The organism is Microbacterium sp. BH-3-3-3, from assembly GCF_001792815.1.
Taxonomy (GTDB): domain Bacteria; phylum Actinomycetota; class Actinomycetes; order Actinomycetales; family Microbacteriaceae; genus Microbacterium.
The window spans coordinates 589,057-614,116 of record NZ_CP017674.1 but is presented as its reverse complement, the minus strand read 5'-3'; the positions used below and the strand labels follow the sequence as shown (position 1 = coordinate 614,116).

The following is a 25,060-nucleotide window of genomic DNA, read 5'->3' as shown; positions in this document are numbered from 1 at the left end:
CGCCGTGGGGGCGCCGGGTCGGCGCCCCCACGGCTCGAACAGAGGAGGGACCCATGAGGATCGCCCCCGCACAGGTGCTCCGATTCATCGGCACGCGCGTGCTGTCGTCGGCCGTGGTGCTGCTCGGTGTGCTGATCGTCGTGTTCGCCCTGGTGCACCTCGTCCCCGGTGACCCGGTGCGGCTGGCCCTGGGCACCCGGTACACCCCCGAGGCGTACGAGGCGCTGCGTACGGCGTCCGGTCTCGACCGCCCCCTGCCCGAGCAGTTCGTCTCGTACGTCCTGCACGCCGTCACCGGCGACTTCGGCGTCAGCTTCCGAAACGGTCAGCCGATCACCACGACCCTCCTCCAGCGCCTGCCCGCCACGGTGTCCCTCGCCGTCGTCGGGCTCGTCGTCGCCCTGCTCATCTCGCTCCCCGCCGGGGTGTACTCCGCCCTCCGCGAGGGACGCGTGAGTGACGTCATCGTGCGGGTGAGCAGCCAGTTCGGCGTCTCGATCCCCGACTTCTGGCTCGGGATGCTGCTGATCTCCCTCTTCTCCGTGACCCTCGGATGGCTCCCCGCCAGCGGGTACGTCGCCCTGACCGACGACCCGGCGGGGTGGCTGCGACAGGTCGCGCTGCCCGGACTCACCGTGGGCCTCGTCGCGGGCGCCATCATGACGCGCTACATCCGCGCGGCCGTCATCGACGTGGCGTCGGCCGGATACGTGCGCACCGCGGTGTCGAAGGGGCTGCCCCGCCGCATCGTCGTCTCGCGGCACATCGTGCGCGGAGCACTGGTGCCGGTGCTGACGATCGCCGGCATCCAGCTCGCCACCATCCTCGGCGGGGTGATCGTCGTCGAGGTGGTCTTCGCCTGGCCGGGCCTCGGCCGCCTGGTCTACGACGCGGTCGCGGCGCGCGACTACCCCCTCATCCAGGGGGCCGTGCTGCTGGTGGCCGTCATGTTCATCGTCGTCAACCTGATCGTCGACGTGCTGTACGCCGTCGTCGACCCGAGGATCCGAGCCGCATGAGCGCCACCGACCCCGCCCTCGTCCCCGCCGCGGCTGCGCCCGCGACCCCCGCCCGCGTGGCGTCGTGGCGCCTGCTCGCCGCGAACCCCCTCACCGTGGCCGCCGCCGTCGTGCTCGCGGTCATCGTGGTCGCCGCGCTGCTCGCCCCCTGGATCGCCCCGTACGGCGTGAACGAGATCGACGTCTCCCGAGCGCTCGCCGCGCCGAGCCCGGCCCACTGGTTCGGCACCGACGAGCTCGGCCGCGACGTGTTCTCGCGCGTGCTGCGGGCGGCATCCACGTCGCTCACGATCGCCGTGATCGCCGTCGCCCTCGCGCTGGTGCTGGGCCTGCTGCTGGGCGTGGTCGCCGGCTACGCGGGCGGCGCGGTCGATGCGACCCTCATGCGCGTGGTCGACGTGATGTTCGCCTTCCCCGTGCTGCTGCTGGCGCTCGCCATCATCGCGATCTTCGAGCCGGGCATGCTCACCACGACCATCGCCATCGGCGTCGTCTACACGCCGATCTTCGCCCGCGTCGCCCGGGCCAGCACGTTGTCGCTGCGGACGTCGCCGTTCGTGCAGGTCTCGCGCAGCATGGGCACGCCCGCCCCGATGATCCTCGTGCGCCACGTGCTGCCGAACATCGGCGGTCCGGTGGTGGTGCAGACCTCGCTCTCGCTCGCGTTCGCGATCCTCTCCGAGGCGGCGCTGTCGTTCCTCGGCCTCGGCATCCAGCCGCCCGCGCCGTCGTGGGGCGGGATGCTGTTCACCGCGCAGGGCTTCCTCGCCCAGGCGTGGTGGATGAGCGTGTTCCCGGGAGCGGCGATCTTCGTCACCGCCCTCGCATTCAACCTGCTGGGCGACGGTCTGCGCGACGGCCTCGACCCCCGCCAGCGCACCATCATCGAAGCGCGCCAGGGCCAGCGCCGGCGAGAACGCGTCGCCGCCGCCCTCTCGCGCCGATCGACTCCGACGCACCGTGACGGAAAGAGCACACGATGAACGTTCTCGAAGTGCGCGATCTGCGCGTCGCGATCGGCGAGACCGCGATCGTGCGGGGCCTGGACTTCTCGGTGGAGCGGGGCCAGACCCTCGGCATCGTGGGGGAGTCGGGTTCCGGTAAGTCGCTCACGGTGCTCGCCGCCACCGGGCTCATCGACGCGCCGGGGCGACGGGTGAGCGGCTCCAGCGTGCTGCGGACGAGCCCGGATGCCGCGGGCCTCGAACTCGTCGGAGCGTCGGAAGCCGCGCTCCGCTCGGTGCACGGCGGTTCGGTGGGCTTCGTCTTCCAGGACCCCTCCACCTCTCTCAACCCGTTCCTCACCGTGGGGCGGCAGATCGCGGAGTCCCTCGAGGTGCACCGGGGACTCTCCCGCCGGGCAGCGCACACCCGAGCCATCGAGTTGCTCGAGGCCGTCGGCATCCCGGACCCCCAGGAGCGCGTCGAGGCCTACCCGCACCAGTTCTCGGGCGGGCAGAAGCAGCGCGTGATGATCGCGATCGCCCTGGCGTGCGATCCGGCCCTGCTCGTGGCCGATGAGCCGACCACCGCCCTCGACGTGACGACCCAGGCGCAGATCCTCGACCTCGTGCGCGAGCTGCAGCGCGACCGCGGGACCGCGGTGGTGTGGATCAGCCATGACCTCGGCGTCATCGGGCAGGTCGCCGACGACGTGCTCGTGCTCCGCGGCGGCGAGGCCGTCGAGCAGCGCGCGCTCGCCGAGGTGTACGCCGACCCGCACCACGCCTACACGAAGGAGCTCCTCGCGGCGCGTCCCCGGGTCGTGGCCGGAGCCGGTCCCGCCCCCGCGCCCGCGGCGGCCCCGCTGCTGCGCGTGGCGGGGCTGGACGTGCGCTTCGCCGTGCAGACGCCCGCGGGGCGCCGCACGGTGCACGCCGTCGACGACGTCTCGTTCACGGTGCGCCGCGGAACGACCCTGGCCCTGGTGGGGGAGTCGGGGTCGGGCAAGTCGACCATCGCGAACGCCCTCACGGGGCTGATCGCCCCGCACGCGGGCACCGCGACCCTCGCCGATGCGCAGGGACCGGAGGTGCGCGACGTGCTGCGCGCGCGGCGGCGCGAGCGTCGACGCGTGGCGATGGTGTTCCAGGACCCCTTCGCCTCGATCGACCCCCGCCGCACCGTCGCGGATGCGATCGCCGAACCGCTCCGCGTGCACCGGCTCGGCGGGGCGACGGCCACCGCGCGCTCGGCCCGCGTCGCGGAGCTGCTCACCCTCGTCGACCTCGACCCGGCGTTCGCGCGCCGCTACCCGCACGAGCTGTCGGGCGGCCAGCGTCAGCGGGTCTCGATCGCCCGCGCCCTGGCCCTCGAGCCCGAACTGATGATCCTCGACGAGGCCACGGCCTCGCTCGACGTCTCGGTGCAGGCGCGGGTCCTGCAGTTGCTCCGGCGCCTGCAGCTCGAGCAGGGGCTGACGTACCTGTTCATCGCCCACGATCTCGCGATCGTGCAGCAGATGAGCCACGACGTCGTCGTGCTCCGGGGCGGCAGGGTGGTCGAGGCAGCGCCCGCGGCCGAGCTGTTCGCCCATCCCCGCGAGGACTACACGCGCGCCCTGCTGGCCGCGGTGCCGCCCGACGGTCCGCGCGTACGGGCATGACGGCGATACGCTGACACGGTCATGACTCGAGCCACGGATGCCGACGAGCAGCGCGCCGTCGAGACCCTCGGGGCCGCGGTGCGCGATGCCCGCAAGCGCCTCGGCCTCAGCGTGCACGCCCTGTCCGAGAAGGCCGGGGTGAGCTTCGGGCTGGTCAGCCAGCTCGAGCGCGGCCTCGGCAACCCCTCGCTGCAGTCCCTGCAGCGTCTGGCCGGGGCGCTCGGCATCCCGGTCGGACAGCTCTTGGACGAACCCGCCGTGCCGCTGGCCGTGGTGACCCGCGCCAAGCGTCACGTCATGCCCACCGCCGCCGACGCCCCGGCCCACCAGCGCGCCGTCCGCGAGCTGCTCACGCCGCGGGGCGAATCGATGCTGCAGCTCATCCGCTCGACCCTGCCGGCGGGGTTCACGAACGAGGCCAGCCCGTTCCGCCACATCGGCACCGAGACGGTGACGGTCGAGGCGGGCGTCCTCGTCGTCTGCCAGGCCGACCGGCGCGTCGAGCTGCACGCCGGCGACACCGTGACCTACGGCTGCTCGGCCCCGCACTGGTGGGCGAACGGCCACGACGGCGAGACCGTCGTGCTCGGGGCGGTCACCCCGTTCGAGCGCTGACACCGTTCGAGCGCTGACGCCGTTCGAGCGCTGACGCCGTCGGCGAAGCGTGCCGGACTCCGGATGAACCGGCCGTTCGAGCCGCTTTCCCGCTCATGGCCCGCGTGTGGCCGCGATGACTCAGGAGTTCGGCACGCTCCCCGGTCGGCGGCGGCACCGTCACGGCCGCGGCATCCCGGTACGGAGGGAGGCCGCGGCCGTGATGTCGGGACTCAGATCTCGGAGCGCGGACCGGAGACGGTCTTGTTCACGCCCGTCACCGGCTGGTTCTCGTCGAACGAGGCGATGGGACGCCGGAAGCCGCGGGTCAGGATCACGAGGTAGACCACCCCGAGCGCCGTCCAGATGAGACCGCCGATCAGGGCGTGCCCGTCGAGATTGACCCACAGCAGAGCGGTCAGCAGCAGGCCGATGGTGGGCATCACGATGTAGCGCACGATGTCGCCGGGGGTCTTGCGCAGTCCCCGGCGGATCGCGAACCAGGCGATGACCGAGATGTTGACGAACGAGAACGCCACGAGTGCGCCGTAGTTGATGTACGCGGCGATCTGCTCGAGGGTGAACTGGATCGCGAGCAGGCTCACGACGCCGACGATCACGATCGAGAACGTGGGGGTGTGCGTCTTCGGGTTGATGAAACCGAAGATGCGGCGCGGCAGCACGTTGTTGCGTCCCATCACCATGAGCATGCGCGACACCGAGGCGTGCGAGGCGAGCCACGACGCGAGGGTCGCGGCGAAGCCCGCCGCCGTCAGCACGGCCTGCAGCACCGGGCCGCCGACCTGCACACCGATCTCGGGAAGCGTGCTGTCCTCGATGGCCTCGGGAGGGAACGCGGTCGAGTCGGGGAAGCGCAGCTGCGTCACGTACGAGGCGACAAGGAAGATCAGGCCTCCGACGACGAGGGTGAGCAGGATCGCCCGCGGCATGACCTTGGGGGTCTTCGCCTCTTCGGAGTACATCGACACCGCGTCGAAGCCGATGAACGAGAAGCACACGACGGTGGCTCCGGCCAAGACGGCGCCGAACTGCACCTCGCTGTGGGCGAAGGGGGCGAGCGACACGGCGGTTCCCGCGCCCGCACCACCCACGAGCTGCACGACGACCATCACGACGAAGACGGTCATGACGAGGATCGAGAACACCAGCAGGATCATGTTGACGTTCGAGGTGCCCCGCATGGTCAGGTAGATCACGAGGGTCACGCCCGCGGTGAAGACGACGACCCAGATCCAGCCGGGGATGTCGGGGAAGAGCGCCTCCATGTAGCTGCGCAGGATGAGGGCGTTCACCATCGGCAGCAGCATGTAGTCGATCAGCGCGGTCCAGCCGACGACGAAGCCGACGCCCGGGTGGATGGCCTCGCGGGCGTACGTGTACGCGGAGCCCGCGCTCGGGATGACGCGGACCATCTTTCCGTAGCTGATGGCGGTGAACACGAGCACGACGAGGGCGACCGCGTAGGCGGCGGGCACGACGTTGTCGGTCTTCTCGGCGACGAGACCGAAGGTGTCGAAGACGACGGTGGGGGTCATGTACCCCAGGCCCAGGCCGACGATCGACCAGAGTCCCAGGGTGCGGGCCAGTTTCGCGCCCGAGTTCGTGTGCGCGGCCGTGGCGGCGCGGGTGTTGTCGTTCATGGCTCCTCCAAGAGGGTGCGGCCGCGCGCGCTCGGCGCGAAGCGGGATGGTGTCGGGTACAGCATCAGGAGCACCGCTCAGGGGTGGGAGCGGGAGAGGGATGCCGGCATCGGTCGGGCCGGCATCCCGGGGGTCAGAGGCGGGTCCAGGCCTCGGTGAGGACGGAACGCAGGATCTGCTCGATCTCGTCGAACTCGGCGGGACCGATGGTGAGGGGCGGCGCGAGTTGGATCACGGGGTCGCCCCGGTCGTCGGCACGGCAGTACAGGCCGGCGTCGAAGAGGGCCTTCGACAGGAAGCCGCGCAGCAGGCGCTCGGACTCGTCGTCGTCGAAGGTCTCTTTGGTCGCCTTGTCCTTGACGAGCTCGATGCCGAAGAAGTACCCGTCGCCGCGCACGTCGCCGACGATCGGCAGGTCGTTCAGCCGCTCGAGGGTCGAGCGGAAGATCGGCGAGTTCGTGCGCACGTTCTCGAGCAGGCCCTCCTCTTCGAACACGTCGAGGTTCTCGAGTGCGACCGCCGCCGAGACGGGGTGTCCGCCGAAGGTGTAGCCGTGCGGGAAGGTCGCGTCGCCGTGGGCGAACGGCTCGTAGATGCGGTCGCTGATGATCGTGCCGCCGAGGGGGGAGTAGCCGCTCGTGACCGCCTTGGCGAACGTGATCATGTCGGGCTGGTAGTCGTAGGCGGTCGCGCCGAAGTAGTGGCCGAGTCGGCCGAAGGCGCAGATCACCTCGTCGGAGACGAGGAGCACGTCGTACTTGTCGCAGATCTCCCGCACGCGCTGGAAGTACCCGGCCGGGGCGGGGAAGCAGCCGCCCGCGTTCTGAACCGGCTCCAGGAACACCGCGGCCACCGTCTCGGGGCCCTCGAACTGGATCATCTGCTCGATGCGGTCGGCGGCCCACAGGCCGAACTCCTCGGGCGTCCCGCCCCCGAAGCCCGACTCCTCGGCGCGGTAGTAGTTGGTGTTCGGCACCCGGAAGCCGCCGGGGGTGACGGGTTCGAACATGTGCTTCATGACCGGCAGGCCGGTGATCGCCAGGGCGCCCTGCGTCGTGCCGTGGTAGGCGATCGCGCGCGAGATGACCTTGTGCTTGGTGGACTTGCCCTGCGTCTTCCAGTACTGCTTGGCGAGCTTGAAGGCGGTTTCGACCGCCTCACCGCCGCCGGTGGAGAAGAAGACGTGGTTCAGGTCGCCGGGGGCGAGGTGCGCGAGGCGTTCGGCGAGCTGGATCGCGGCGGGGTGGGCGTAGGACCACAGGGGGAAGAACGCCAGTTCCTCGGCCTGCTTCGCCGCTGCCTGGGCGATGCGCCGACGGCCGTGACCGGCGTTGACGACGAAGAGACCGGCGAGGCCGTCGATGTACTTCTTGCCGGTGGCGTCGAAGATGTGGTGGCCTTCGCCCTTGACGATGATGGGAACACCCGGGCCGTCGGTCATCGTCGACTGGCGGGAGAAGTGCATCCACAGGTGGTCGCGGGCCTTGGCCTGGAGGTCGGTGTGCAGATCGGTGTCGAGAAGGGTCATCGCGTTCCCCAGTTGTAGAGCTGTCGGTGGAGCTTCAGATAGACGAACGTCTCGGTCGAGACGATGTCGGGCAGCGACCGGATGCGGTCGTTGAGCAGGTCGATCAGGTCGTCGTCGCTCTCGCAGACGACCTCGACGAGCAGGTCGAACGACCCGGCCGTGGAGACCACGTAGGTCACGCCGGGCAGCTCGGTCATCGCGGCGGCGGCGACCCGGGTGTCGCCCGAGACGCGCACGCCGATCATGGCCTGGCGCGCGAAGCCGAGCTGCAGCGGGTCGGTGACCGCCACGATCTGCAGGATGCCGGCATCCTGGAGCTTCTGCACGCGCTGGCGGGTGGCGGTCTCACTGAGACCGACGGCTTTGCCGATCTCGGAGTAGGAGCGCCGCCCGTCCTCCTGCAGCTGCTCGACGATCGCCTTCGACACTCGGTCGAGGGCGGCGGTGCGATCAGTGAGGGGAGCCATGATCGGCGACGGTATCAGCGCTGAGCGACCTTAATCAATGATGTTTTCGGCATTTACCAGGGCGTAACAGCGCGGAAACCGCCGAACGCGGAGCGCGGAACCCCGCGGTGGGCGTCTTCGGGAGGGGCCCGCGTATCCCGGGCGCGTCGCGCCCCGTTACGATGACCGCGGGGGTGCGCATGTCCGGGTGGCGAGAACGATGGCGGTCGACGCGTCGAGCGGTCGTGCGCGGGGCCGCGATCGCCGCGGCGGCGACGCTGCTGGCATCCGGTGTCGTGGCTGCTCCGGCGGCGTCTGCGGCGCCCTCGCTGCCGGGCTGGCTGTCGACCCGCGGCTCGACGATCATCACGGCGTCGGGGACTCCCTTCACCATCAAGGCGGTCGCCTGGTTCGGCATGGAGACCTCGAACTGCGCCCCGCACGGCCTGTGGTCGATCTCGCTCGATGCGGGACTCGACGCCATCGCCGGCATGGGGTTCAACGCCATCCGCCTCCCGTTCTCGAACGAGTGCCTCGCGGCCAAGACCTCCAACTCGATCAACGGTTCGGTCAACGCCGACCTCGTCGCCCTCTCGCCGCTGAGGCTGATGGACACCGTCATCGCCCGCGCGAAGGCCCGCGGCATCTCGGTGATCCTCGACCGGCACCGGCCCGACTCGGGCGCGCAGAGCGAGCTGTGGTACACCGCGCAGTACAGCGAGAAGCGCTGGATCGATGACTGGAAGATGCTCGCCGCCCGATACAAGAACGAGCCGGCGGTCATCGGCGTCGACCTGCACAACGAGCCCCACGGCCCCGCCTGCTGGAACTGCGGCGACCCCGCGCGCGACTGGCGCGCGGCGGCCACCCGCGCCGGCAACGCCGTGCTGTCGGTCAACCCGAAGCTGCTGATCGTGGTCGAGGGCGTCGAGCGTCAGAACGACGGCACGAACACGTGGTGGGGCGGCGGCTTGAAGGACGTGCGGTCGGCGCCCGTCACCCTCTCGGTGAAGAACCGCGTCGTGTACTCCCCGCACGAGTACCCCGCGACCGTCCACGCCCAGGAGTGGTTCTCGGCACCGAACTATCCGGCGAACCTCGAGGGGATCTGGGATGCCAACTGGGGCTACCTGGTGCGCCAGAACATCGCCCCCGTGCTGCTCGGCGAGTTCGGCACCAAGCTCGAGACCGACAGCGACCGGGCCTGGCTGAAGACGCTCGTCGCCTATCTCGCCAAGACGAAGACGAGCTACGCCTACTGGTCGTTCAACCCCAACAGCGGTGACACCGGCGGCCTCGTCGCCGACGACTGGAAGACCCTGCAGAAGGCGAAGCTCGCGGCCCTCGCGCCCATCCTCACGCCGGTGGCGACGCCCAAGCCCACGACGAGCCCGAAGCCGTCCTCGTCGCCGAAGCCCTCGGTGAGCGTCAAGCCGACGACGGTTCCGTTGCCGTCGTCGAGCCCCAAGCCCACGTCGAGCCCGAAGCCGACGTCGAGCCCGAAGCCCACGTCGAGCCCGAAGCCCACGTCGAGTCCGAAACCCACGTCGAGCCCGAAGCCCACGTCGAGCCCGTCGTCGTCGCCGAAGCCCTCCTCGTCGGCGGCGCTCCGCGCGGAGTGGATTCCGCAGAGCGCGTGGGGCGAGGGCTACGTCGCCGAGCTGGCGCTGACCGCCACCGGGTCGGTGAAAGCCTGGACCGTGACCTTCGACGCCCCCGGAACCACCGCCATCACCAGCGCCTGGGGCATGACGTGCAGCGTGACGGGCTCGAGAGTCACGTGTACCGGCGACGGGTACGGCGCGGTGCTCAGCGCCGGCCAGACCGTACGCGTGGGGCTGCAAGCGGCGGCCACGCGCGCGCCGACATCTCCGAAACTCACCGTCGCGGCATCCTGAGCCGACTGCGGCTCGACTTCGGCTCGACCGCGGCCCGACGGTGACTGCGGGGGCGTCAGACGTCGCGCGAGAGGAACTCCAGGCCCGCCTCGCGGAACGTCCGCGCGCCGGGGGCGTTCACGTGGTGGCGCCCGGGGATGTCGGCGAACTCGCCGCGGGGGAGGAGCCCCGCCAGGTGCTGCGACTGATCGTGGATGGGATCCTCGGTGCCCGTCGCGATGAGCACGGGTTGCTGCGGCGGCGACGCCGGGTCGGGGTCGGTCTCGCCCAGGCGCATCCCTTCGGCGATCGCGACCAGGGCCCGCAGATCGTTTCCGGGCACGCGCTCGGCGAGCGAGACGTAGCGCTGGGTGGTGGCGTCTTCGACCGGGGTGCCGTGATCGAGGAAAGCCCGCGCCTGATCCACCTGCAGTCGCGCGAGGGGGCGCCCGTCGGGGATGCCGCCGAGCACGGCGCGCTCGACGTGCTCGGGGGCGTCGACGGCGAGCTGCCATCCCACGCGTCCGCCGAGGGAGTACCCGAGGTAGCGCACCTGGTCGAGCAGGTAGGTGTCGAGCACGGCGACGAGGTCGCCCACGAGCGTCGGCATCGTGTACGCCGAGGCCTCGTGCGGCTTGTCGCTCGCCCCGTGGCCGCGCTGGTCGACGGCCACGACGCGGAAGCCCGCCCGCAGCAGGTCGCGCACCCACCCGGTGTTCACCCAGTTGTCGCGCGTGCTCGACCCGAACCCGTGCACGCACAGCACCGGATCGGCGTCGGGGTCGCCCCACGTGTAGGTCGCCAGGCGCACGTTGTCGCCGACGATGACGAACTGCGGCGTGGGTATCTCGGTGAGCGCGGGTACGGCATCCATTCCTCCGATCCTGGCAGACGCGCGGGGTGCGTCCGGGTAGTGGTCATAGTGGTCTCATGGGATACACGCGCGCCGAGCTCGAGTCGTACCGGGATGCCACGCGGCCCGACCTCGTCGAGACCGGTGTGCGATTGCTCTTCGTCGGCATCAACCCGGGGCTGTGGACGGCGGCGACCGGCACTCCCTTCGCCCGCCCCGGCAACCGCTTCTGGCCCGCGCTCGTGCAGGCGGGGATCCTCCCGCGGCTGCCCGCCCATGCGGCGCCCCTCGGCGACGAGGATCGCCGCATGATCTTCGACGCGGGGATCGGGGTCACCAACCTCGTCGCGCGGGCGACGGCGCGGGCCGACGAGCTCTCGCGCGACGAGCTGCGCGCCGGTGCGGCGGCGCTCGTCGAGCGCGTCGACGCGCTGCGGCCCCGCGCGATCGCGGTGGTGGGGCTCACCGCCTACCGCCAGGGCTTCGCGCGTCCGAGAGCCGCCGCGGGGCGGCAGGACGAGGCGATCGCCGGTGTTCCCACGTGGGTGCTCCCCAACCCCAGCGGTCTGAACGCCCACGACACCGTCGCGACTCTCGCCCGCGCCTACGCGGACCCCGCGCGGGCGGCGGGAGTGCTCGCGTGACCGCCGGTCGTCGTCGCGTGGCCGCACTGGGGGCGCTGATCGTCGTCGTGGGGGCCGGTCTCGTCGTCGCCCGCGGGCTGCCCGGCTCGGAGGCCACCGACGTCGCGGGCGACGCGCTGTACGCCGTCGCCGCGTACACCGGTCTCGTGATGCTCTTCCCGCGCGCGTCGCGCGCGCTGCTCGCGCTCGGCGCCGCGCTGTGGTGCGTGGGTGTCGAACTGCTGCAGCTCACGGGGATCCCGCTGGTGCTGGCCGAGGGGTTCCCCACGCTCGCGCTCGTGCTCGGCACCGGCTTCGACGCCCGTGACCTCGTCGTGTACGCGTCGGCGGTGGCGGTCGCCCTCGGCGTCGACGCCGTCGTGTCGGCACGGTTCCTCCCCAGGCGACGGGCGCGCACCGACGTCGGAGCCTCCGAGTAGGGTGACCGCGATGACAGGAGGACCCATGTTCGTACGGTTCGAGGGCGAGGTCTTCCGGTGGGAGGCCCGCAGCGACAGCGACTGGTATTTCGTGGCGGTCCCGGTCGAGCTCAGCACCGAGATCCGCGAGGTGCAGACGTATCGTCGCGGGTTCGGCGGCGTGCGCGTCGAGGCGACCATCGGCGGGTCGACCTGGCGCACGTCGATCTTCCCGCAGACCGGTGGCGTGTACGTGCTGCCGCTGAAGCGCGCGGTGCGCGACGCCGAGGGCATCGCCCCCGATGCGGTGGTGCTGGTCGACCTCGCCGTTCTCGACGCCTGAGGTTCCGGATGCCGTGGGCTCTCGCCCCCGCTCTGGCGGTGTTCGCGGTGCTCGGCCTCGTGCTGGTGGTCATCGACGTGCGAACGCACCGCCTCCCCGATGCGCTCGTGCTGCCGGGCGGGGCGATGATCCTGGTGCTGTTGGTCGGTTCGGCGCTGAACACCGGCGAGCCTGGACGCGTGGGCAGCGTCGTCGGGGGAGCGGCGTTGGCGTTCGTCGGCTGCCTCGCGGTGCATCTCGCCCGCCCCGCCGCGTTCGGCGGGGGCGATGTCAAGCTCGCCGCGGTCTGCGGTGCGGTCCTCGGATGGTGCGGCGTCGAGGCCGTGGCGTCGGGTCTGGCGGCCGGCTTCGTCGCCGGAGGGGTCGCGGCGGTGGGAACGATCGCGGCGGGGGAGCGCGGCGCCGCGCTCGCCTTCGGACCCTTCCTTCTCGCCGGAACCTGGTGGCGGGTGCTCTCCGGCCCGTGGTGAGATCAGCGGCCGGCGCCCCCGGAACGTCACGCCTCGGGTGCGAGAGCGTCGAGAGGCGCGCGGCCCGTTCGGCTGTCGCGCGCGGTCCGATCGGTCAACCCCGCTGGCCGGTCGTCTCGGCGTGGATACGCTGACCCCATGGCCGCCCTCATTCGTCGTGTCACCGCGTGGGCCCTGTCGCTCCGTGTCGTGCGCGCCTTCCTCGTCTACTCGGGGGCGCGTGGCCCCATGCTGGCCGACAGCGTGACCTACCGCACCCTGTTCAGCCTGTTCGCCGCGGTGCTGCTGGGCTTCTCGTTCGCCGCGCTCTGGCTCGCGGGGAACCCCGCCGGGTTGAGCGCCCTCACGAGCTCGGTGAACAGCGTGGTCCCCGGTCTCGTCGGCCCCAAGGGGCTGCTCGACGTGAGCAGCATCGATGCCCCGGCGGGCTTCACGCTGGGCGGCATCCTCGGAACCCTCGGTCTTCTGGGCGCCGCGATCGGCGCCATCGGCTCGCTGCGCTCCGCGCTCCGTCAGATCGCCGGGGTGACCACCGACGACACGCTGATCGTGTGGGTGCTGCTGCGCAACCTCGGCGTGGCCCTCGGCATCGGCGTCGCGCTCGTCGCCGCCGCGCTCGTGACGTTCGTCGCCACCGCCGGACTGACCTTCGTGCGCGAGCTCATCGGCGTGTCCGCTGACTCGTGGGTGACCGCGTTCTTCACGTGGCTCGTGTCGACCATCATCGTGCTGGCGCTCGACTCGGCCGCCATCGCGGTGGCGTTCGCGGCGTTGTCCGGGGTGCGCACCCGCCGCAGCACTCTCCTGCGCGGGGCCCTCCTCGGCGGCTTCGGCCTGGTGGTGCTCCAGCAGCTGTCGGGACTGTTCATCGGCGGCGCGAGCAACAACCCGCTGCTGGCGACGTTCGCCTCGCTGATCGCCCTTCTGCTCTGGCTCAACCTGTCGAGCCAGGTGATCCTGATCGCCGGGGCGTACATCACCGTGGCGACCGAAGAAGACCACGACCGCGTCCGCGCCAAGTTCGGCGCGTCGACGATGATCCAGTTCCGCGTCCGCCGCGCCGAGAAGGCCGTCCAGGCGGCGACCGGAGAATTGACTGCCGCGCGCGAGGCCGAAACGAAGGAACGCGAGACGCTCGCCACCGCCGATCCCACCGCCGCTGCACGCGAGAGCGATGCCGAGTCGAACGCCGGGGCGAAGGCCGGCTCCCGGACCGATGTCTGACCCGCGATCGGCCGTGCTGGCCACCGGTGAACGCGTCGCCGCCTACACGGCCGACGCGGTGCGGGCCGCCGAAGCCCCGCGGCTGGCCGAGGGCCACCCGCTCATGCGCTGGGCGGCGTTGGCCCTCGCCGAGATCGCCGCGGCCGAGTCGGCGCGGGCGCCCGGCCCCGTGCTCGTGCTCGTCGGCGCCGGCGACAACGGCGGCGATGCGCTCTACGCTGCGGCCGAGCTCGCCCGGGGATCCGAGCGCGTCGACGTCGTGCTGGTGCGCGACCGCGTGCATCGTGCCGCCCTCGACGCGGCCGTCGCCGCGGGCGCACGCGTGCTGCCGGCGTCGGAGGTCTGCGCGCGGGTCGGCGACTACGCGCTGGTGCTCGACGGCATCCTGGGGATCGGGCGCCTGACCGACCGGCGGTTGCGCGGGGGTTCCCGGGCGATCGTCGAGTGCATCCTCGCGCTCACCTCGCGTCGACCGCGGGTGATCGCCGTCGATGTACCGAGCGGGCTCGACCCCGACGAGGGCACCGCGGATGCCGCCGTCCTCCCCGCCGACCTCACTGTGACCTTCGGCGCGCTCAAGGCGGGACTCGTCCGCGGGCGCGGACCCGAGCTGGCCGGACGCGTGCACCTCGTCGATCTCGGCCTCGACCCGTTCCTGCGCCGCGCGCACCCGGCCGTCACCGCGGCGCTCGACGTCGTGCGGGTCACGCCGCCGCAGCACGCCTGAGCGGTCGCGGCGCCACGGTCTCGCTCCGGAGCGACAGTCGCGTACCCGGGCACGCCGAGCCCCTCGCGATTCGCACGAGGGCTCCGCAGCGACGCCGCGGGGGAGCGCTCGCGACGCGCACCGCCCCGAAAGGCGCGTGCGGCGTCAGCGCGCGTAGCGCTCGACGAACGTCCGCAGCAGGAGCGAGGGTGCCTCGACGGGCGCGCGTCGCACCGCGGCGAGCGTGAGGTCGAGCTCGTCGGCGGCGAAGTAGCCGAAGGCCGCATAGGCGTGGATCCGCGTGACGATCCCGTCGAGGTCGAGCTCCGGGTGGAACTGCGTCGCGTAGACGTTCTGCCCCAGCCGGAACATCTGCACCGGGCACGTGGAAGACGAGGCCAGCAGCACGGCGCTCGAGGGCAGCTCGCTGATCGCTTCTTTGTGGCCGACGAAGGCGGGGAAGGTTTGGGGAAGCCCCGCGGCGAGCGGGTCGTCGCGTCCCTCGGCGGTGAGGGTCACGTCGACGACGCTGATCGGCTCGGCGTACGTGCCGTCGATGGGTGCCCCCAGGTGCGTCCCCAGGGTGCCCACGCCGTAACAGGCGCCGAGGAACGGGGTGTCGCGCGCGACGACCGCCTCGACGAGTGCGGCGATCTCGGCCTCGACCCGCTGCTGCACCGCGGATTTGCGCTCGACCGGGTCGGAGGCGTTGAACGGACTTCCCCCGACCAGGATGCCGGAGATCTCGTCGAGGTCGAGATCGGGCATCGACTCGCGTTCCAGGCGCACACGTCGCAGGCGCTCGGGACGCAGACCCGTGAAACGGAGGAAGAGCGCGTACTCCTCGTCGGCCGGGCCGTCCTGCGCGCGCGTGGCGAGAAGGACGAACGGGCGATCACCGGGCAGGTCCGTCCATGTCACCCGAGCGATTCTAAGCCCGCCCTGTCAAGGCGCGGGGCGCGGTCGGCCCCGCGGTCTACGCTGGCGGCATGGCTATTGCACGACTGACCGGAGGCCCGCTCGACGGGCAGGTGCTCCCCCTCGAGAACGAGACCGACGACACGCTGATCATGCCCTACAGCGAGGGACAGCTCGTCTACCGTCGCGACGGCGGTCTCGAGAACACCGGAGACGCCGACGGCCCCACGCAGGCGGTCTTCGTCTTCTCGGAGGAGACCGAGGACATCAACCCGAACGCCGACGGACGCGACGATTGAGCGCAGACTCGCACGGCGCTTCCAGCGTTGAGATCGAGTCGAAATACGACGTCGACGACACCACACCCCTGCCCGACTGGTCGGCGCTGCCGGGTGTGGTGTCGGTCGGCGCGGCCGAACCGCGTGACCTCGACGCGCGCTACATCGACACGCCCGCGGCCGACCTCGCCCGCGCCGGCATCGCCGTGCGTCGACGCACCGGCGGCCCCGACGCGGGGTGGCACGTGAAGGGCCCGCTCGACGGCGCGGGTCGCACCGAGACCCACTGGCCGCTGGACGACGACCCGTCCACCGCCCCCGGTGCGAACCCGGTGGTGCCTCCGGCGGTTCAGGATGCCGTCGCCGCTCACGCGGCGCCACCGTTCATCCCGCTCGCGCGGCTGCGGAACGACCGCACCGCGTACGCCCTGCTCGACGCCGACGGTGAGCAGGTCGCCGAGTTCGTCGACGATCACGTGCGCGCGCACGATGAGCGCCGCGGCGTGGAATCGGCGTGGCGCGAGTGGGAGGTCGAGCTGGGCCCCGCCGGTCCCGCCGACGAGCAGGGGCGCGCGTCCTTCTTCGCCGCCGTCGACGCGGCGGTGTTCGCCGCGGGCGGTCGCCCCGCGGCATCCGGATCGAAGCTCGCTCGGGCGCTCGGCCACTGACGCGCCTCGACTCCACAGGCCTCACACCAACGACGAAGGCCCGCCCGGAACACCGGGCGGGCCTTCGTTCTCTGACGGGTCAGAGGTTGATCATGTGCCCCGCGAGGCCGTGGAAGGCCTCCTGCAGGCCCTCCGACAGCGTCGGGTGGGTGTGCACGTTGCGGGCTGCTTCGAGAGCGGTGAGGTCCCACTTCTGCGCCAGCGTGAGCTCGGGCAGAAGCTCCGAGACGTCGGGGCCGATGAGGTGGCCGCCGATGAGCTCGAGGGTCTCGGCGTCGGCGACGAGCTTGACGAAACCGACGGGCTCGCCGAGGCCGTTCGCCTTGCCGTTGGCCGAGAACGGGAACTTCGACACCTTGATGTCGTGGCCCGCGTCGCGTGCCTGCTGCTCGGTCAGGCCGAACGAGGCGACCTGCGGGTTGCAGAACGTCGCGCGCGGCATGTTGCGGTAGTCGCCGAGGGTCTGCGTCTCGGCATTGCCGATGGTCTCGGCCGCGACGACGCCCTGGGCCTCGGCCACGTGCGCGAGCTGCAGCTTCGCGGTGACGTCGCCGATGGAGTAGATGTGCGGCACGTTGGTGCGCATGTGGTCGTCGATCTCGATGGCACCGCGCTCGGTGAGCTTCACGCCCGTGTTCTCGAGACCGAAGCCGTCGACCTTCGGCGCGAAGCCGATCGACATGAGCACGCGGCCGGCGTCGATCGACCCCTGCGAGCCGTCCTTCGCCGTGTAGGCGACGGTGACCTTGTCGCCGTGGTCGGTGACCGAGTCGACCTTGGTCGAGGTGAGGATGTCGACGCCGTAGCCCTTGTACTGCTTCTGGATCTCTTTCGAGACCTCGGCGTCTTCGTTGGGCAGGGCGCGATCGAGGAACTCGATGATGGTGACCTTCACGCCGTAGTTCGTCATGACGTAGGCGAACTCCATGCCGATGGCACCGGCGCCGACGATGACGATCGACTCGGGGAGCTCGCGGGTGAGGATCTGCTCCTCATAGGTCACGACGTTCTCGCTCAGCGTGACGCCCGGGAGCAGACGCACGGTGGAGCCCGTGGCGATGATGACGTTGTCGAAGGTGACCTGCTCCTTCGAGCCGTCGGTCTTGGTCACGTCGAGCGTGTGGTCGTCGGCGAAGTACCCGCGACCCTCGTACTCGGTGACCTTGTTCTTCTTCATCAGGTAGTGGATGCCCTTGACGTGGCCGGCGGCCACCGACCGCGAACGGTCGAACGCCTTGCCGAAGTCGAAGTGCACGTCACCCGAGATGCCGAACATGTCGGCCTTCGCGTGGAAGGTGTGAGCGAGGTCGGCGTTGCGCAGAAGGGCCTTGGAGGGGATGCACCCGACGTTGAGGCACACACCGCCCCAGTACTTCTCTTCGACGATCGCGACCGAGAGTCCGAGCTGTGCGCCGCGGACGGCGGCCACATACCCGCCGGGACCCGCACCGAGAATGACCAGATCGTAATGAGGCATGCGCAAATCCTATCGCGCGGGTGTGCCGGTCGACCCGCCACCGGACGCACGACGACGGCCGCGCGACACGACGACGACGATGATCACCGCGGCGACCAGCACGAGCGCGACCACCAGCAGGATCCACGGCAGGGGAGAGGCCTCTGACGCGGTGTCCGCCGGGACGGCGGTGGCATCCGGAGTCGACGTGGGAGCGGCGCTCTCGGCCGTGGTCTGGCTCGCCGAGGGCGCGGGTGAGGAGGTGGGCGTGGCCGTCGCGGTCGGGGTGGGGGCGGCCGCGGGCACGGTGAACGAGAACGACCCGTCGATGGGGTGACCGTCGCTCGACACCACGCGCCAGAGCACCGAGACGGCGCCCGATGCGGGTCCGGCCAGCGGCTGCACGACGGTGCTGCCGTCGACGACCGGCGCGCCGGAGGTCAGCGACGCACCCGACGCGTCGGTGACCTGCACGACGGTGGCGCCGGGGTCGGTCAGCACATCGGCGCTGTAGGTGAAGGTGATCTCGGCGGGCAACGCCTCAAGCACGGCATCGGCCGACGGGTCGGTCGAGACCAGGTCGTCGTGCGCTGCGGCGGGAAGCGCCGGCACGAGCAGAGCGGCGGCGGCCAGCAGGGCGGTCGCGAGAAGGGCGGGGAGGGTGCGCCGACGCGGCGCCACGGGGGAAGTCACTCTCCGACCCTAACGAGGCCTCCCGACACGGGCCTGGGAGCGTCCGTGACGCGTCCGCGTCGGGTGAGAGAAGGAGTGCGCGCGGGTGACCCGGAGCGGGGCGGTGTCCGTCCCTCAGACCCGTCGCGGGCGGGGCGCGGCATGACAACGATGACGCCGCGCGGGCGCGGACTCGACAGGGCCGTCTCCGGGTCGGTAGGTTCGAGTGTCCCCGCCTGGCCTTCCGCGACCCGAAACGCGTTGCCCGGCGTCGACGAACGAAGACACATCACGCATCATCACGGCCCGCGCGAGGCCGGTTCCCCCTCCCCAGGCGAACCGGTCGGGTTATGGTGAACGAGAAGGAGAAGCCGTGGACGAGACCCGCCGATTCGATCGCGACGACATTCGGCGCGCGGCTGACGCCGTCGCGTCCGAGCGTTCGCACGACACGACCGAGACCTTCGGCCACGACGCCGACCTGTCGTTCGTCCCCTTCGGCGCCGACCTCACCGAGGCCGAGCTCGAAGCCATCGACGCGCTTCCCGGAGGAGCCGCCCTTCTGATCGTGCGCTCCGGCCCGACCACCGGCGCCCGGTATCTGCTCGACACCGACGTCACCACGGTCGGACGCCACCCCGAGGCCGACCTCTTCTTCGACGACGTGACCGTCTCGCGTCGCCACGCCGAGATCATCCGCACGGGCACGGCGTTCGAGATCGTCGACCAGCGCTCGCTCAACGGGAGCTACGTCAACGGCGAACGCGTCGACCGCTCCGCCCTCGTCAACGGCGCCGAGGTGCGCATCGGCAAGTTCCGGCTGAACTTCTTCGGGTCGCCGGTCGACCTGCCCGCGGCAGAGCACTGATGGCGGCAGCCCCCTCCCGTGGTCGTCAGACGGCTGCGGGGCTGCTCAGCATCGGTCAGGTGCTCGCGCGTCTGACCCCCGATTTCCCGGCCCTCACCTCCAGCAAGCTGCGCTTCCTCGAGGTGCAGGGAATCGTCTCGCCCACGCGCACCGAGTCGGGCTACCGAAAGTTCTCACCGGCCGACCTCGAGCGTCTGCGCATGGCGCTCACGCTCCAGCGCGACCACTACCTGCCGCTCGTCGTCATCCGCGACTACCTCGCCGAGCTCGACGCGGGCCGTAACCCCGCCCCGCCGACGTCGATCCCGTCGATGACCGCCGCCCCGCGCCGCTACCGGCGCGACGAGCTGCTGAGCACCGCGGGTGCCGGCCCCCAGCTGCTGAACGACGCCGTGAGCACCGGCGTGATCACGGCGGCCGAGACCTACCCGGAGCAGACCGTCGCGCTGCTGCGCGCCCTGGTCGCCCTCGACCGTCACGGGATCGAGCCCCGCCACGTGCGGGCGCTGCGACAGAGCGCGGAGCGCGAGGTTGCTCTCGTCGAGTCGGCGATGTCGGCCCTGCTGCGGCGTCCCGACGCGGCATCCCGAGCCCGTGCGAGCGAGCTCGCGCCCGAGCTCGCCACCCGTCTCGACGAGGTGCGGGGGATGTTCGTGCGCGAAGCGCTCGAGCGAATCCTGTCCTGATTGCGACACGCCGCAGCCCCCGACGCGGATGTCATTGCCGGGGGACCCTCGCTGATCTAGCGTGGAAGGAACGAACCGATGAGGAGGAACGCGAGCATGAACGCTGGCGACGCACTCGGTGAACCCCGGTTCGCTTCCGATCTCCTCTTCACCGACGGTCTGCCCGAGATGGACGACGACACCGGTTATCGCGGCGCTGTCGCCGCCCGTGCCGCCGGCATCACGTACCGACAGCTCGACTACTGGGCCCGCACCGAACTCGTCGTTCCGACCGTGCGCGGGGCGAGCGGCTCGGGTTCGCAGCGTCTGTACGGCTTCCGCGACATCCTCGTGCTCAAGCTCGTCAAGCGCCTGCTCGACACCGGCATCTCGCTGCAGCAGATCCGCACCGCCGTCGATCAGCTCCGCGCCGCGGGGATTCGCGACCTCGCAGGCACCACGCTGATGAGCGACGGGGCCTCGGTCTACCTGTGCACCTCGAACGACGAGGTCATCGACCTGGTCAGCCGGGGTCAGGGCGTCTTCGGCATCGCGGTCGGCAAGGTGCTGCGCGAGGTCGAGTCGACGCTGGTCGACTTCGAGTCGGCCACGTCCGACTCCGTCGACGAGCTGGCGGCCCGTCGTGCCGCCCGTACCGCCTGACCGCACCCCGCACCTCTCCGCCCCCCCGGATGCCACGGCATCCGGGTTTCGCTTTGTCCCGCGCGCGAGGGCCACGTTCTGTCGCTTCGCCCCGACCCGAGGCGACAATGCTCGGCGACTCACGCGGGGGTGACCAGGGGGAGCGAGACGAGAGACGCCGCCCGGCTGCGGGGCAGCGGGACGGCGTCTCGTCGGAAAAGCGGCGTCGGTCAGGCCTGCGGGGCCTCGTTCTCGACGGGGATGCGGCCGGTGCGCACGATCCGGTCGAGCAGGGCGTCGAAGTCGGCGGCGAGTTCCTGCGCGCTGTCGCCGGGCCAGACGTGCAGCGGCTTGGCCGCACCCTGCGCCTGCTGCAGCGACGTGCGCTCGGGCAGCTGCGGGTTGAGCACGAGGGGGCCGAACATGTCGCGGAGCTCCTTGATGCGGAACTGGTGCTCGATCGACTGCGGGCGCACGCGGTTCACCACGACGCCGAGGGGCTGCAGCCGCGGCGAGAGACCGCGGCGGATCTCCTCGATCGCGCGGAGCGCGCGGTCGGCGGCGGCCACCGAGAACAGACCCGGCTCGGTCACCACGACGACGCGGTCGCTCGCCGCCCACGCGGTGCGCGTGAGGGCGTTCAGCGACGGGGCGCAGTCGATGAGCACGAGGTCGTAGTCGGCCTCGATCGTCGCGAGCGCCTCTTCGAGCTTCCACACATCGCGGACGCTCGGGTGTGGACCGTCGAAGTTGATGGCCGAGGGGCTGCCGATGAGCACATCGATCGTGCCGGGGTGGACCTTCGCCCAGCCGCTCGAGGTGATCGCCTGACGGACGACCTTCTCTTTCGGGTTCGCGAGGACATCGGCGATGTTGAGACGGCCGGCGACCTGGATGTCCATACCGGTCGACACATCGGACTGGGGGTCGAGGTCGACGACGAGAGTGCGAACGCCACGTGCGAAGGCAGCGGATGCCAGCCCGAGCGTCACGGTCGTCTTGCCGACCCCGCCTTTCAAAGAGCTGACGGAGAGTACGTGCACGAGAGTCCACGTTACCGTCCCCTAGGCTGTGAGCACATTCAGCTCCGCCAGCTTGACGTGAGGTGCGCATGTTCTCGAAGATTCTGGTCGCCAATCGGGGAGAGATCGCCATCCGCGCGTTCCGAGCCGCCTACGAGGTCGGCGCGCGCACGGTCGCGGTCTACCCCTACGAGGACCGTGCGTCGCTGCACCGCCTGAAGGCCGACGAGGCCTACCAGATCGGCGAGCGCGGCCACCCGGTGCGCGCCTACCTCGACGTCGACGAGATCATCCGCGTCGCACGCAAATGCGGGGCGGATGCCATCTACCCGGGCTACGGGTTCCTCTCCGAGAACCCGGAGCTCGCCGAGAAGGCCGCCGCCCACGGCATCACCTTCATCGGCCCGCCCGCCGAGGTGCTGTCGATGGCGGGCAACAAGGTCACCGCCAAAGAGCACGCGGTCGCCGCCGGCGTTCCGGTGCTGCGCTCCACCCCGGCCTCCGACGACATCGACGCCCTGGTCGCGCAGGCCGACGACATCGGCTTCCCGCTCTTCGCCAAGGCCGTGGCCGGCGGCGGCGGGCGCGGCATGCGTCGCGTCGAGGCACTCGGCGAACTCGCCCCGGCGCTGGCCGAGGCGATGCGCGAAGCGCAGAGCGCCTTCGGCGACGCGCGCATGTTCCTCGAACAGGCCGTGCAGCGTCCCCGCCATATCGAGGTGCAGATCCTCGCGGATGCCACGGGCGAGACCATCCACCTGTTCGAGCGCGACTGCTCGGTGCAGCGCCGGCACCAGAAGGTCATCGAGATCGCCCCCGCGCCCAACCTCGACGAGACGGTGCGACAGGACCTGCACCGCTACGGGGTCGCGTTCGCCCGGTCGATCGGCTACCAGAACGCCGGAACCGTCGAGTTCCTGCTCGAGACCGCGGGGCCGCGCACCGGCGAGGTCGTCTTCATCGAGATGAACCCCCGCATCCAGGTCGAGCACACCGTGACCGAGGAGGTCACCGACGTCGACCTCGTGCAGTCGCAGATGCGCATCGCCGCCGGCGAGACCCTCGCCGACCTGCACCTCACGCAGGACGAGGTGCACCTGCGCGGTGCCGCCCTGCAGTGCCGCATCACCACCGAGGACCCCACGCAGGGCTTCCGCCCCGACACCGGCAAGATCACCACGTACCGTTCGCCGGGCGGCGCCGGCATCCGTCTCGACGGCGGCACGACCGCCGCGGGCTCGCAGGTGAGCCCGCACTTCGACTCGATGCTGTCGAAGCTCAGCTGCCGCGGCCGCGACTTCCCGGCGGCCGTCGCCCGCGCCCGCCGTGCCCTGGCGGAGTTCCGCATCCGCGGGGTGTCGACGAACATCTCGTTCCTGCGGGCGGTGCTCGACGATCCCGCCTTCGTGGCGGGCGACCTCAGCACCTCGTTCATCGATGAGCGCCCCGAGCTGCTGGCGGGCCGCGAGTCGAAGGACCGCGGCACCAAGGTGCTGTCGTGGCTCGTCGACACCACGGTGAACCGACCGAACGGCGAGAACCCGCTGTCGATCGACCCGGGTGCCAAGCTCCCCGCGCTCGACCTCGTGGAGCCCGCGCCCGCGGGCTCGCGCCAGCGCCTGCAGGAGCTCGGGCCCGCCGGCTTCGCCCGAGCACTGCGGGAGCAGACGGCTCTCGCGGTCACCGAGACGACGTTCCGCGACGCCCACCAGTCTCTGCTCGCCACCCGCGTGCGCACCCGCGACCTCGCCCGCGTCGCGCCGTACGTCGCGCGCATGACGCCCGGCCTGCTGTCCGTCGAGGCCTGGGGCGGGGCGACGTACGACGTCGCCCTGCGCTTCCTCGGCGAAGACCCGTGGGAGCGCCTCGACGCCCTCCGCGCCGCGCTCCCGAACGTCGCGATCCAGATGCTTCTGCGCGGGCGGAACACCGTGGGGTACACCCCGTACCCCACCGAGGTCACGCACGCATTCGTCGCCGAGGCAGCGGCATCCGGTGTCGACATCTTCCGCATCTTCGACGCCCTCAACGACGTCTCGCAGATGCGCCCGGCGATCGACGCGGTGCTGGCGACCGGAACCGCGGTGGCCGAGGTGGCCATCTGCTACACCGGCGACCTTCTCGACCCGGCCGAGACCCTGTACACGCTCGACTACTACCTGGGGCTCGCCGAACAGATCGTCGACGCGGGCGCGCACATCCTCGCCATCAAGGACATGGCGGGTCTGCTGCGCCCGGCCGCGGCATCGCGCCTGGTCACGGCGCTGCGCGAGAGGTTCGACCTGCCCGTGCACGTGCACACCCACGACACCGCCGGGGGACAGCTCGCCACCCTCCTGGCCGCGTCGGCGGCGGGGGCGGATGCCGTGGACGCGGCCGCCGCTCCCATGGCGGGCACCACGAGCCAGCCGTCGTTGTCGGCCCTCGTCGCCGCCCTCGCGCACACCGAGCGCGACACCGGGCTGGATCTCGAGGCCGTGAGCGACCTGGAGCCGTACTGGGAGGCCGTGCGCCACCTGTACCGTCCGTTCGAGTCGGGCCTCTCGGGCCCCACCGGACGCGTGTACCGTCACGAGATCCCGGGTGGCCAGCTGTCGAACCTGCGTCAGCAGGCCATCGCGCTGGGACTGTCCGACGACTTCGAACTCATCGAGGACATGTACGCCGCCGCCGATCGCATCCTGGGGCGCGTTCCCAAGGTGACGCCGTCGTCGAAGGTGGTGGGCGACCTCGCCCTGCACCTCGCCGCGGTCAAGGCGGACCCCGCCGACTTCGAGCAGAACCCCGACAAGTACGACGTCCCCGACTCGGTCGTGTCGTTCATGGCGGGCGAGCTCGGCGATCTGCCCGGTGGGTGGCCGGAGCCGTTCCGGTCGAAGGTGCTCGCCGGCCGCGACGTGAAGATCGGCGTCACGCCCCTCTCCGACGACGACACGGCCGCCCTCGCGGGAACCTCGGCCGAGCGCCGTGCGCGCCTGAACCATCTGCTGTTCCCCGGGCCGACGCGCATCTTCGAGGAGATGCGCGCGTCGTACGGCGATCTCAGCGTGCTCGACACGGCCGACTACCTGTACGGACTCCGCGCGGGCGGGGAGCACACCGTCGAGATCGAGCGCGGCGTGCAGCTGTTCGTGGGTCTCGAGGCCGTGGGCGACGCCGACGACAAGGGCATGCGCACCGTCATGACCACGCTCAACGGGCAGCTGCGCCCGGTGTTCGTGCGGGACCGCTCCGTCAATGTCGAGGCGCGTCAGGCCGAGAAGGCCGACACGTCCACGCCGGGGCAGGTCGCGGCTCCCTTCTCGGGTGTGGTCACCATCAAGGCCGCGGTCGGCGACCACGTCAGCGCGGGTCAGGCCGTCGCGTCGATCGAGGCGATGAAGATGGAGGCCGCGATCGCGGCATCCGTCGACGGCGTCGTCGAACGTGTCGCCATCGCTACCACACAGCAGGTGGAAGCGGGAGACCTTTTGCTGGTAATCCGCCACGCGCAGTAGCCTGGG

Annotated in this window: 25 protein-coding genes; 17 read left to right on the top strand and 8 right to left on the bottom strand. The window is 71.2% G+C overall.

Annotated elements, in window-relative coordinates; translation table 11 throughout:
• The first annotated feature begins 53 nt into the window (after positions 1-53).
• The 4 genes from BJP65_RS02930 to BJP65_RS02915 are packed head-to-tail and all read left to right on the top strand — an operon-like array spanning position 54 to position 4,239.
• Positions 54-1,019, top strand: coding sequence for an ABC transporter permease (locus tag BJP65_RS02930; protein WP_055835414.1), 966 nt, complete (start codon positions 54-56; stop codon positions 1,017-1,019).
• Entirely contained in the window at positions 1,016-2,002 is a 987-nt protein-coding gene (locus tag BJP65_RS02925; protein WP_083285675.1) for an ABC transporter permease, read from the top strand. Before BJP65_RS02930 ends, BJP65_RS02925 begins: the two co-directional genes overlap by 4 nt.
• Positions 1,999-3,624, top strand: coding sequence for an ABC transporter ATP-binding protein (locus BJP65_RS02920; RefSeq protein WP_070408147.1), 1,626 nt, complete (start codon positions 1,999-2,001; stop codon positions 3,622-3,624). Before BJP65_RS02925 ends, BJP65_RS02920 begins: the two co-directional genes overlap by 4 nt.
• A 21-nt stretch (positions 3,625-3,645) precedes the next feature.
• Positions 3,646-4,239 (top strand): helix-turn-helix domain-containing protein, encoded by a 594-nt coding sequence (locus BJP65_RS02915; RefSeq protein ID WP_055835421.1) that lies wholly within the window; start codon positions 3,646-3,648, stop codon positions 4,237-4,239.
• 212 nt (positions 4,240-4,451) lie between these two features.
• On the opposite strand, the gene BJP65_RS02910 is transcribed toward BJP65_RS02915, so the two are convergent.
• From BJP65_RS02910 to BJP65_RS02900, 3 genes are all read right to left on the bottom strand, one after another.
• Complete coding sequence (locus BJP65_RS02910) at positions 4,452-5,774, bottom strand: APC family permease (protein ID WP_070409819.1); 1,323 nt, start codon at positions 5,772-5,774, stop codon at positions 4,452-4,454.
• A 238-nt stretch (positions 5,775-6,012) separates the two neighbouring features.
• The gene (locus BJP65_RS02905; RefSeq protein ID WP_070408146.1) at positions 6,013-7,407 is read right to left on the bottom strand and encodes an aspartate aminotransferase family protein; all 1,395 of its coding nucleotides are present in this window, start codon (positions 7,405-7,407) and stop codon (positions 6,013-6,015) included.
• Positions 7,404-7,874 (bottom strand): Lrp/AsnC family transcriptional regulator, encoded by a 471-nt coding sequence (locus BJP65_RS02900; protein ID WP_070408145.1) that lies wholly within the window; start codon positions 7,872-7,874, stop codon positions 7,404-7,406. Before BJP65_RS02900 ends, BJP65_RS02905 begins: the two co-directional genes overlap by 4 nt.
• A gap of 179 nt (positions 7,875-8,053) precedes the next feature.
• On the opposite strand from BJP65_RS02900, the gene BJP65_RS02895 reads away from it, so the two are divergent.
• Positions 8,054-9,751 carry a cellulase family glycosylhydrolase gene (locus BJP65_RS02895; protein WP_083285918.1) on the top strand — a complete coding sequence of 566 codons (1,698 nt, stop codon included), beginning with the start codon at positions 8,054-8,056 and terminating at the stop codon, positions 9,749-9,751.
• Between the two features lie 55 nt (positions 9,752-9,806).
• Here BJP65_RS02895 and BJP65_RS02890 read toward each other — a convergent pair whose 3' ends face one another.
• Positions 9,807-10,604 carry an alpha/beta fold hydrolase gene (locus BJP65_RS02890; RefSeq protein WP_055937312.1) on the bottom strand — a complete coding sequence of 266 codons (798 nt, stop codon included), beginning with the start codon at positions 10,602-10,604 and terminating at the stop codon, positions 9,807-9,809.
• A 56-nt stretch (positions 10,605-10,660) separates the two neighbouring features.
• Here BJP65_RS02890 and BJP65_RS02885 point away from each other — a divergent pair, with 56 nt between their 5' ends.
• The 6 genes from BJP65_RS02885 to BJP65_RS02860 all read left to right on the top strand — a co-directional run bounded on the left by BJP65_RS02885 (position 10,661) and on the right by BJP65_RS02860 (position 14,389).
• Positions 10,661-11,227, top strand: a complete 567-nt coding sequence (locus tag BJP65_RS02885) for a mismatch-specific DNA-glycosylase (protein ID WP_070408143.1) — start codon at positions 10,661-10,663, stop codon at positions 11,225-11,227.
• Positions 11,224-11,646 carry a DUF2809 domain-containing protein gene (locus tag BJP65_RS02880; RefSeq protein WP_070408142.1) on the top strand — a complete coding sequence of 141 codons (423 nt, stop codon included), beginning with the start codon at positions 11,224-11,226 and terminating at the stop codon, positions 11,644-11,646. The genes BJP65_RS02885 and BJP65_RS02880 overlap by 4 nt, the downstream gene beginning before the upstream one ends.
• A gap of 25 nt (positions 11,647-11,671) precedes the next feature.
• Positions 11,672-11,968 carry a DUF1905 domain-containing protein gene (locus tag BJP65_RS02875; protein ID WP_055937323.1) on the top strand — a complete coding sequence of 99 codons (297 nt, stop codon included), beginning with the start codon at positions 11,672-11,674 and terminating at the stop codon, positions 11,966-11,968.
• Between the two features lie 8 nt (positions 11,969-11,976).
• Positions 11,977-12,438, top strand: a complete 462-nt coding sequence (locus BJP65_RS02870) for an A24 family peptidase (protein ID WP_070408141.1) — start codon at positions 11,977-11,979, stop codon at positions 12,436-12,438.
• 138 nt (positions 12,439-12,576) lie between these two features.
• Positions 12,577-13,662 (top strand): YhjD/YihY/BrkB family envelope integrity protein, encoded by a 1,086-nt coding sequence (locus BJP65_RS02865; protein ID WP_070408140.1) that lies wholly within the window; start codon positions 12,577-12,579, stop codon positions 13,660-13,662.
• Complete coding sequence (locus tag BJP65_RS02860; protein ID WP_070408139.1) at positions 13,655-14,389, top strand: NAD(P)H-hydrate epimerase; 735 nt, start codon at positions 13,655-13,657, stop codon at positions 14,387-14,389. The genes BJP65_RS02865 and BJP65_RS02860 overlap by 8 nt, the downstream gene beginning before the upstream one ends.
• A gap of 144 nt (positions 14,390-14,533) precedes the next feature.
• Here BJP65_RS02860 and BJP65_RS02855 read toward each other — a convergent pair whose 3' ends face one another.
• Complete coding sequence (locus BJP65_RS02855) at positions 14,534-15,289, bottom strand: glutamine amidotransferase (RefSeq protein ID WP_083285673.1); 756 nt, start codon at positions 15,287-15,289, stop codon at positions 14,534-14,536.
• Between the two features lie 68 nt (positions 15,290-15,357).
• Between BJP65_RS02855 and BJP65_RS02850 the strand changes: the two genes are divergently transcribed.
• Positions 15,358-15,585, top strand: coding sequence for a hypothetical protein (locus BJP65_RS02850; RefSeq protein WP_055835457.1), 228 nt, complete (start codon positions 15,358-15,360; stop codon positions 15,583-15,585).
• A complete protein-coding gene (locus BJP65_RS02845) occupies positions 15,582-16,232 on the top strand; it encodes a CYTH domain-containing protein (RefSeq protein WP_070408138.1) in 651 nt (216 codons plus the stop codon). Before BJP65_RS02850 ends, BJP65_RS02845 begins: the two co-directional genes overlap by 4 nt.
• Before the next feature lie 79 nt (positions 16,233-16,311).
• Here BJP65_RS02845 and lpdA read toward each other — a convergent pair whose 3' ends face one another.
• Both lpdA and BJP65_RS02835 read right to left on the bottom strand, forming a co-directional pair.
• Positions 16,312-17,709, bottom strand: a complete 1,398-nt coding sequence (gene lpdA / locus BJP65_RS02840; RefSeq protein ID WP_055835463.1) for a dihydrolipoyl dehydrogenase — start codon at positions 17,707-17,709, stop codon at positions 16,312-16,314.
• 9 nt (positions 17,710-17,718) lie between these two features.
• Complete coding sequence (locus BJP65_RS02835) at positions 17,719-18,381, bottom strand: copper resistance CopC family protein (RefSeq protein ID WP_156784791.1); 663 nt, start codon at positions 18,379-18,381, stop codon at positions 17,719-17,721.
• Positions 18,382-18,733: 352 nt separating this feature from the next.
• On the opposite strand from BJP65_RS02835, the gene BJP65_RS02830 reads away from it, so the two are divergent.
• The 3 genes from BJP65_RS02830 to BJP65_RS02820 all read left to right on the top strand — a co-directional run bounded on the left by BJP65_RS02830 (position 18,734) and on the right by BJP65_RS02820 (position 20,556).
• Positions 18,734-19,228, top strand: a complete 495-nt coding sequence (locus BJP65_RS02830; protein ID WP_055835469.1) for an FHA domain-containing protein — start codon at positions 18,734-18,736, stop codon at positions 19,226-19,228.
• The gene (locus BJP65_RS02825) at positions 19,228-19,914 is read left to right on the top strand and encodes a MerR family transcriptional regulator (RefSeq protein WP_055835472.1); all 687 of its coding nucleotides are present in this window, start codon (positions 19,228-19,230) and stop codon (positions 19,912-19,914) included. The genes BJP65_RS02830 and BJP65_RS02825 overlap by 1 nt, the downstream gene beginning before the upstream one ends.
• 96 nt (positions 19,915-20,010) lie before the next feature.
• Positions 20,011-20,556 (top strand): MerR family transcriptional regulator, encoded by a 546-nt coding sequence (locus BJP65_RS02820; protein WP_055835475.1) that lies wholly within the window; start codon positions 20,011-20,013, stop codon positions 20,554-20,556.
• A 209-nt stretch (positions 20,557-20,765) separates the two neighbouring features.
• Here the strand turns inward: BJP65_RS02820 and BJP65_RS02815 are convergent, their stop codons facing one another.
• A complete protein-coding gene (locus BJP65_RS02815) occupies positions 20,766-21,578 on the bottom strand; it encodes a ParA family protein (RefSeq protein ID WP_055835478.1) in 813 nt (270 codons plus the stop codon).
• Between the two features lie 68 nt (positions 21,579-21,646).
• Here BJP65_RS02815 and BJP65_RS02810 point away from each other — a divergent pair, with 68 nt between their 5' ends.
• The gene (locus tag BJP65_RS02810) at positions 21,647-25,054 is read left to right on the top strand and encodes a pyruvate carboxylase (RefSeq protein ID WP_070409817.1); all 3,408 of its coding nucleotides are present in this window, start codon (positions 21,647-21,649) and stop codon (positions 25,052-25,054) included.
• The last annotated feature ends 6 nt before the right edge of the window (positions 25,055-25,060 follow it).

Bases quoted from the DNA above. Each gene is read 5' to 3' on its own strand.
- BJP65_RS02860 (WP_070408139.1), top strand. From the start codon at position 13,655: ATGTCTGACCCGCGATCGGCCGTGCTGGCCACCGGTGAACGCGTCGCC.
- BJP65_RS02920 (WP_070408147.1), top strand. From the start codon at position 1,999: ATGAACGTTCTCGAAGTGCGCGATCTGCGCGTCGCGATCGGCGAGACC.
- BJP65_RS02910 (WP_070409819.1), bottom strand. From the start codon at position 5,774: ATGACCCCCACCGTCGTCTTCGACACCTTCGGTCTCGTCGCCGAGAAG.
- lpdA (WP_055835463.1), bottom strand. From the start codon at position 17,709: ATGCCTCATTACGATCTGGTCATTCTCGGTGCGGGTCCCGGCGGGTAT.
- BJP65_RS02925 (WP_083285675.1), top strand. From the start codon at position 1,016: ATGAGCGCCACCGACCCCGCCCTCGTCCCCGCCGCGGCTGCGCCCGCG.
- BJP65_RS02870 (WP_070408141.1), top strand. From the start codon at position 11,977: ATGCCGTGGGCTCTCGCCCCCGCTCTGGCGGTGTTCGCGGTGCTCGGC.
- BJP65_RS02885 (WP_070408143.1), top strand. From the start codon at position 10,661: ATGGGATACACGCGCGCCGAGCTCGAGTCGTACCGGGATGCCACGCGG.
- BJP65_RS02810 (WP_070409817.1), top strand. From the start codon at position 21,647: ATGTTCTCGAAGATTCTGGTCGCCAATCGGGGAGAGATCGCCATCCGC.
- BJP65_RS02915 (WP_055835421.1), top strand. From the start codon at position 3,646: ATGACTCGAGCCACGGATGCCGACGAGCAGCGCGCCGTCGAGACCCTC.
- BJP65_RS02890 (WP_055937312.1), bottom strand. From the start codon at position 10,604: ATGGATGCCGTACCCGCGCTCACCGAGATACCCACGCCGCAGTTCGTC.
- BJP65_RS02865 (WP_070408140.1), top strand. From the start codon at position 12,577: ATGGCCGCCCTCATTCGTCGTGTCACCGCGTGGGCCCTGTCGCTCCGT.
- BJP65_RS02900 (WP_070408145.1), bottom strand. From the start codon at position 7,874: ATGGCTCCCCTCACTGATCGCACCGCCGCCCTCGACCGAGTGTCGAAG.
- BJP65_RS02820 (WP_055835475.1), top strand. From the start codon at position 20,011: ATGAACGCTGGCGACGCACTCGGTGAACCCCGGTTCGCTTCCGATCTC.
- BJP65_RS02825 (WP_055835472.1), top strand. From the start codon at position 19,228: ATGGCGGCAGCCCCCTCCCGTGGTCGTCAGACGGCTGCGGGGCTGCTC.
- BJP65_RS02930 (WP_055835414.1), top strand. From the start codon at position 54: ATGAGGATCGCCCCCGCACAGGTGCTCCGATTCATCGGCACGCGCGTG.
- BJP65_RS02905 (WP_070408146.1), bottom strand. From the start codon at position 7,407: ATGACCCTTCTCGACACCGATCTGCACACCGACCTCCAGGCCAAGGCC.
- BJP65_RS02850 (WP_055835457.1), top strand. From the start codon at position 15,358: ATGGCTATTGCACGACTGACCGGAGGCCCGCTCGACGGGCAGGTGCTC.
- BJP65_RS02895 (WP_083285918.1), top strand. From the start codon at position 8,054: ATGTCCGGGTGGCGAGAACGATGGCGGTCGACGCGTCGAGCGGTCGTG.
- BJP65_RS02875 (WP_055937323.1), top strand. From the start codon at position 11,672: ATGTTCGTACGGTTCGAGGGCGAGGTCTTCCGGTGGGAGGCCCGCAGC.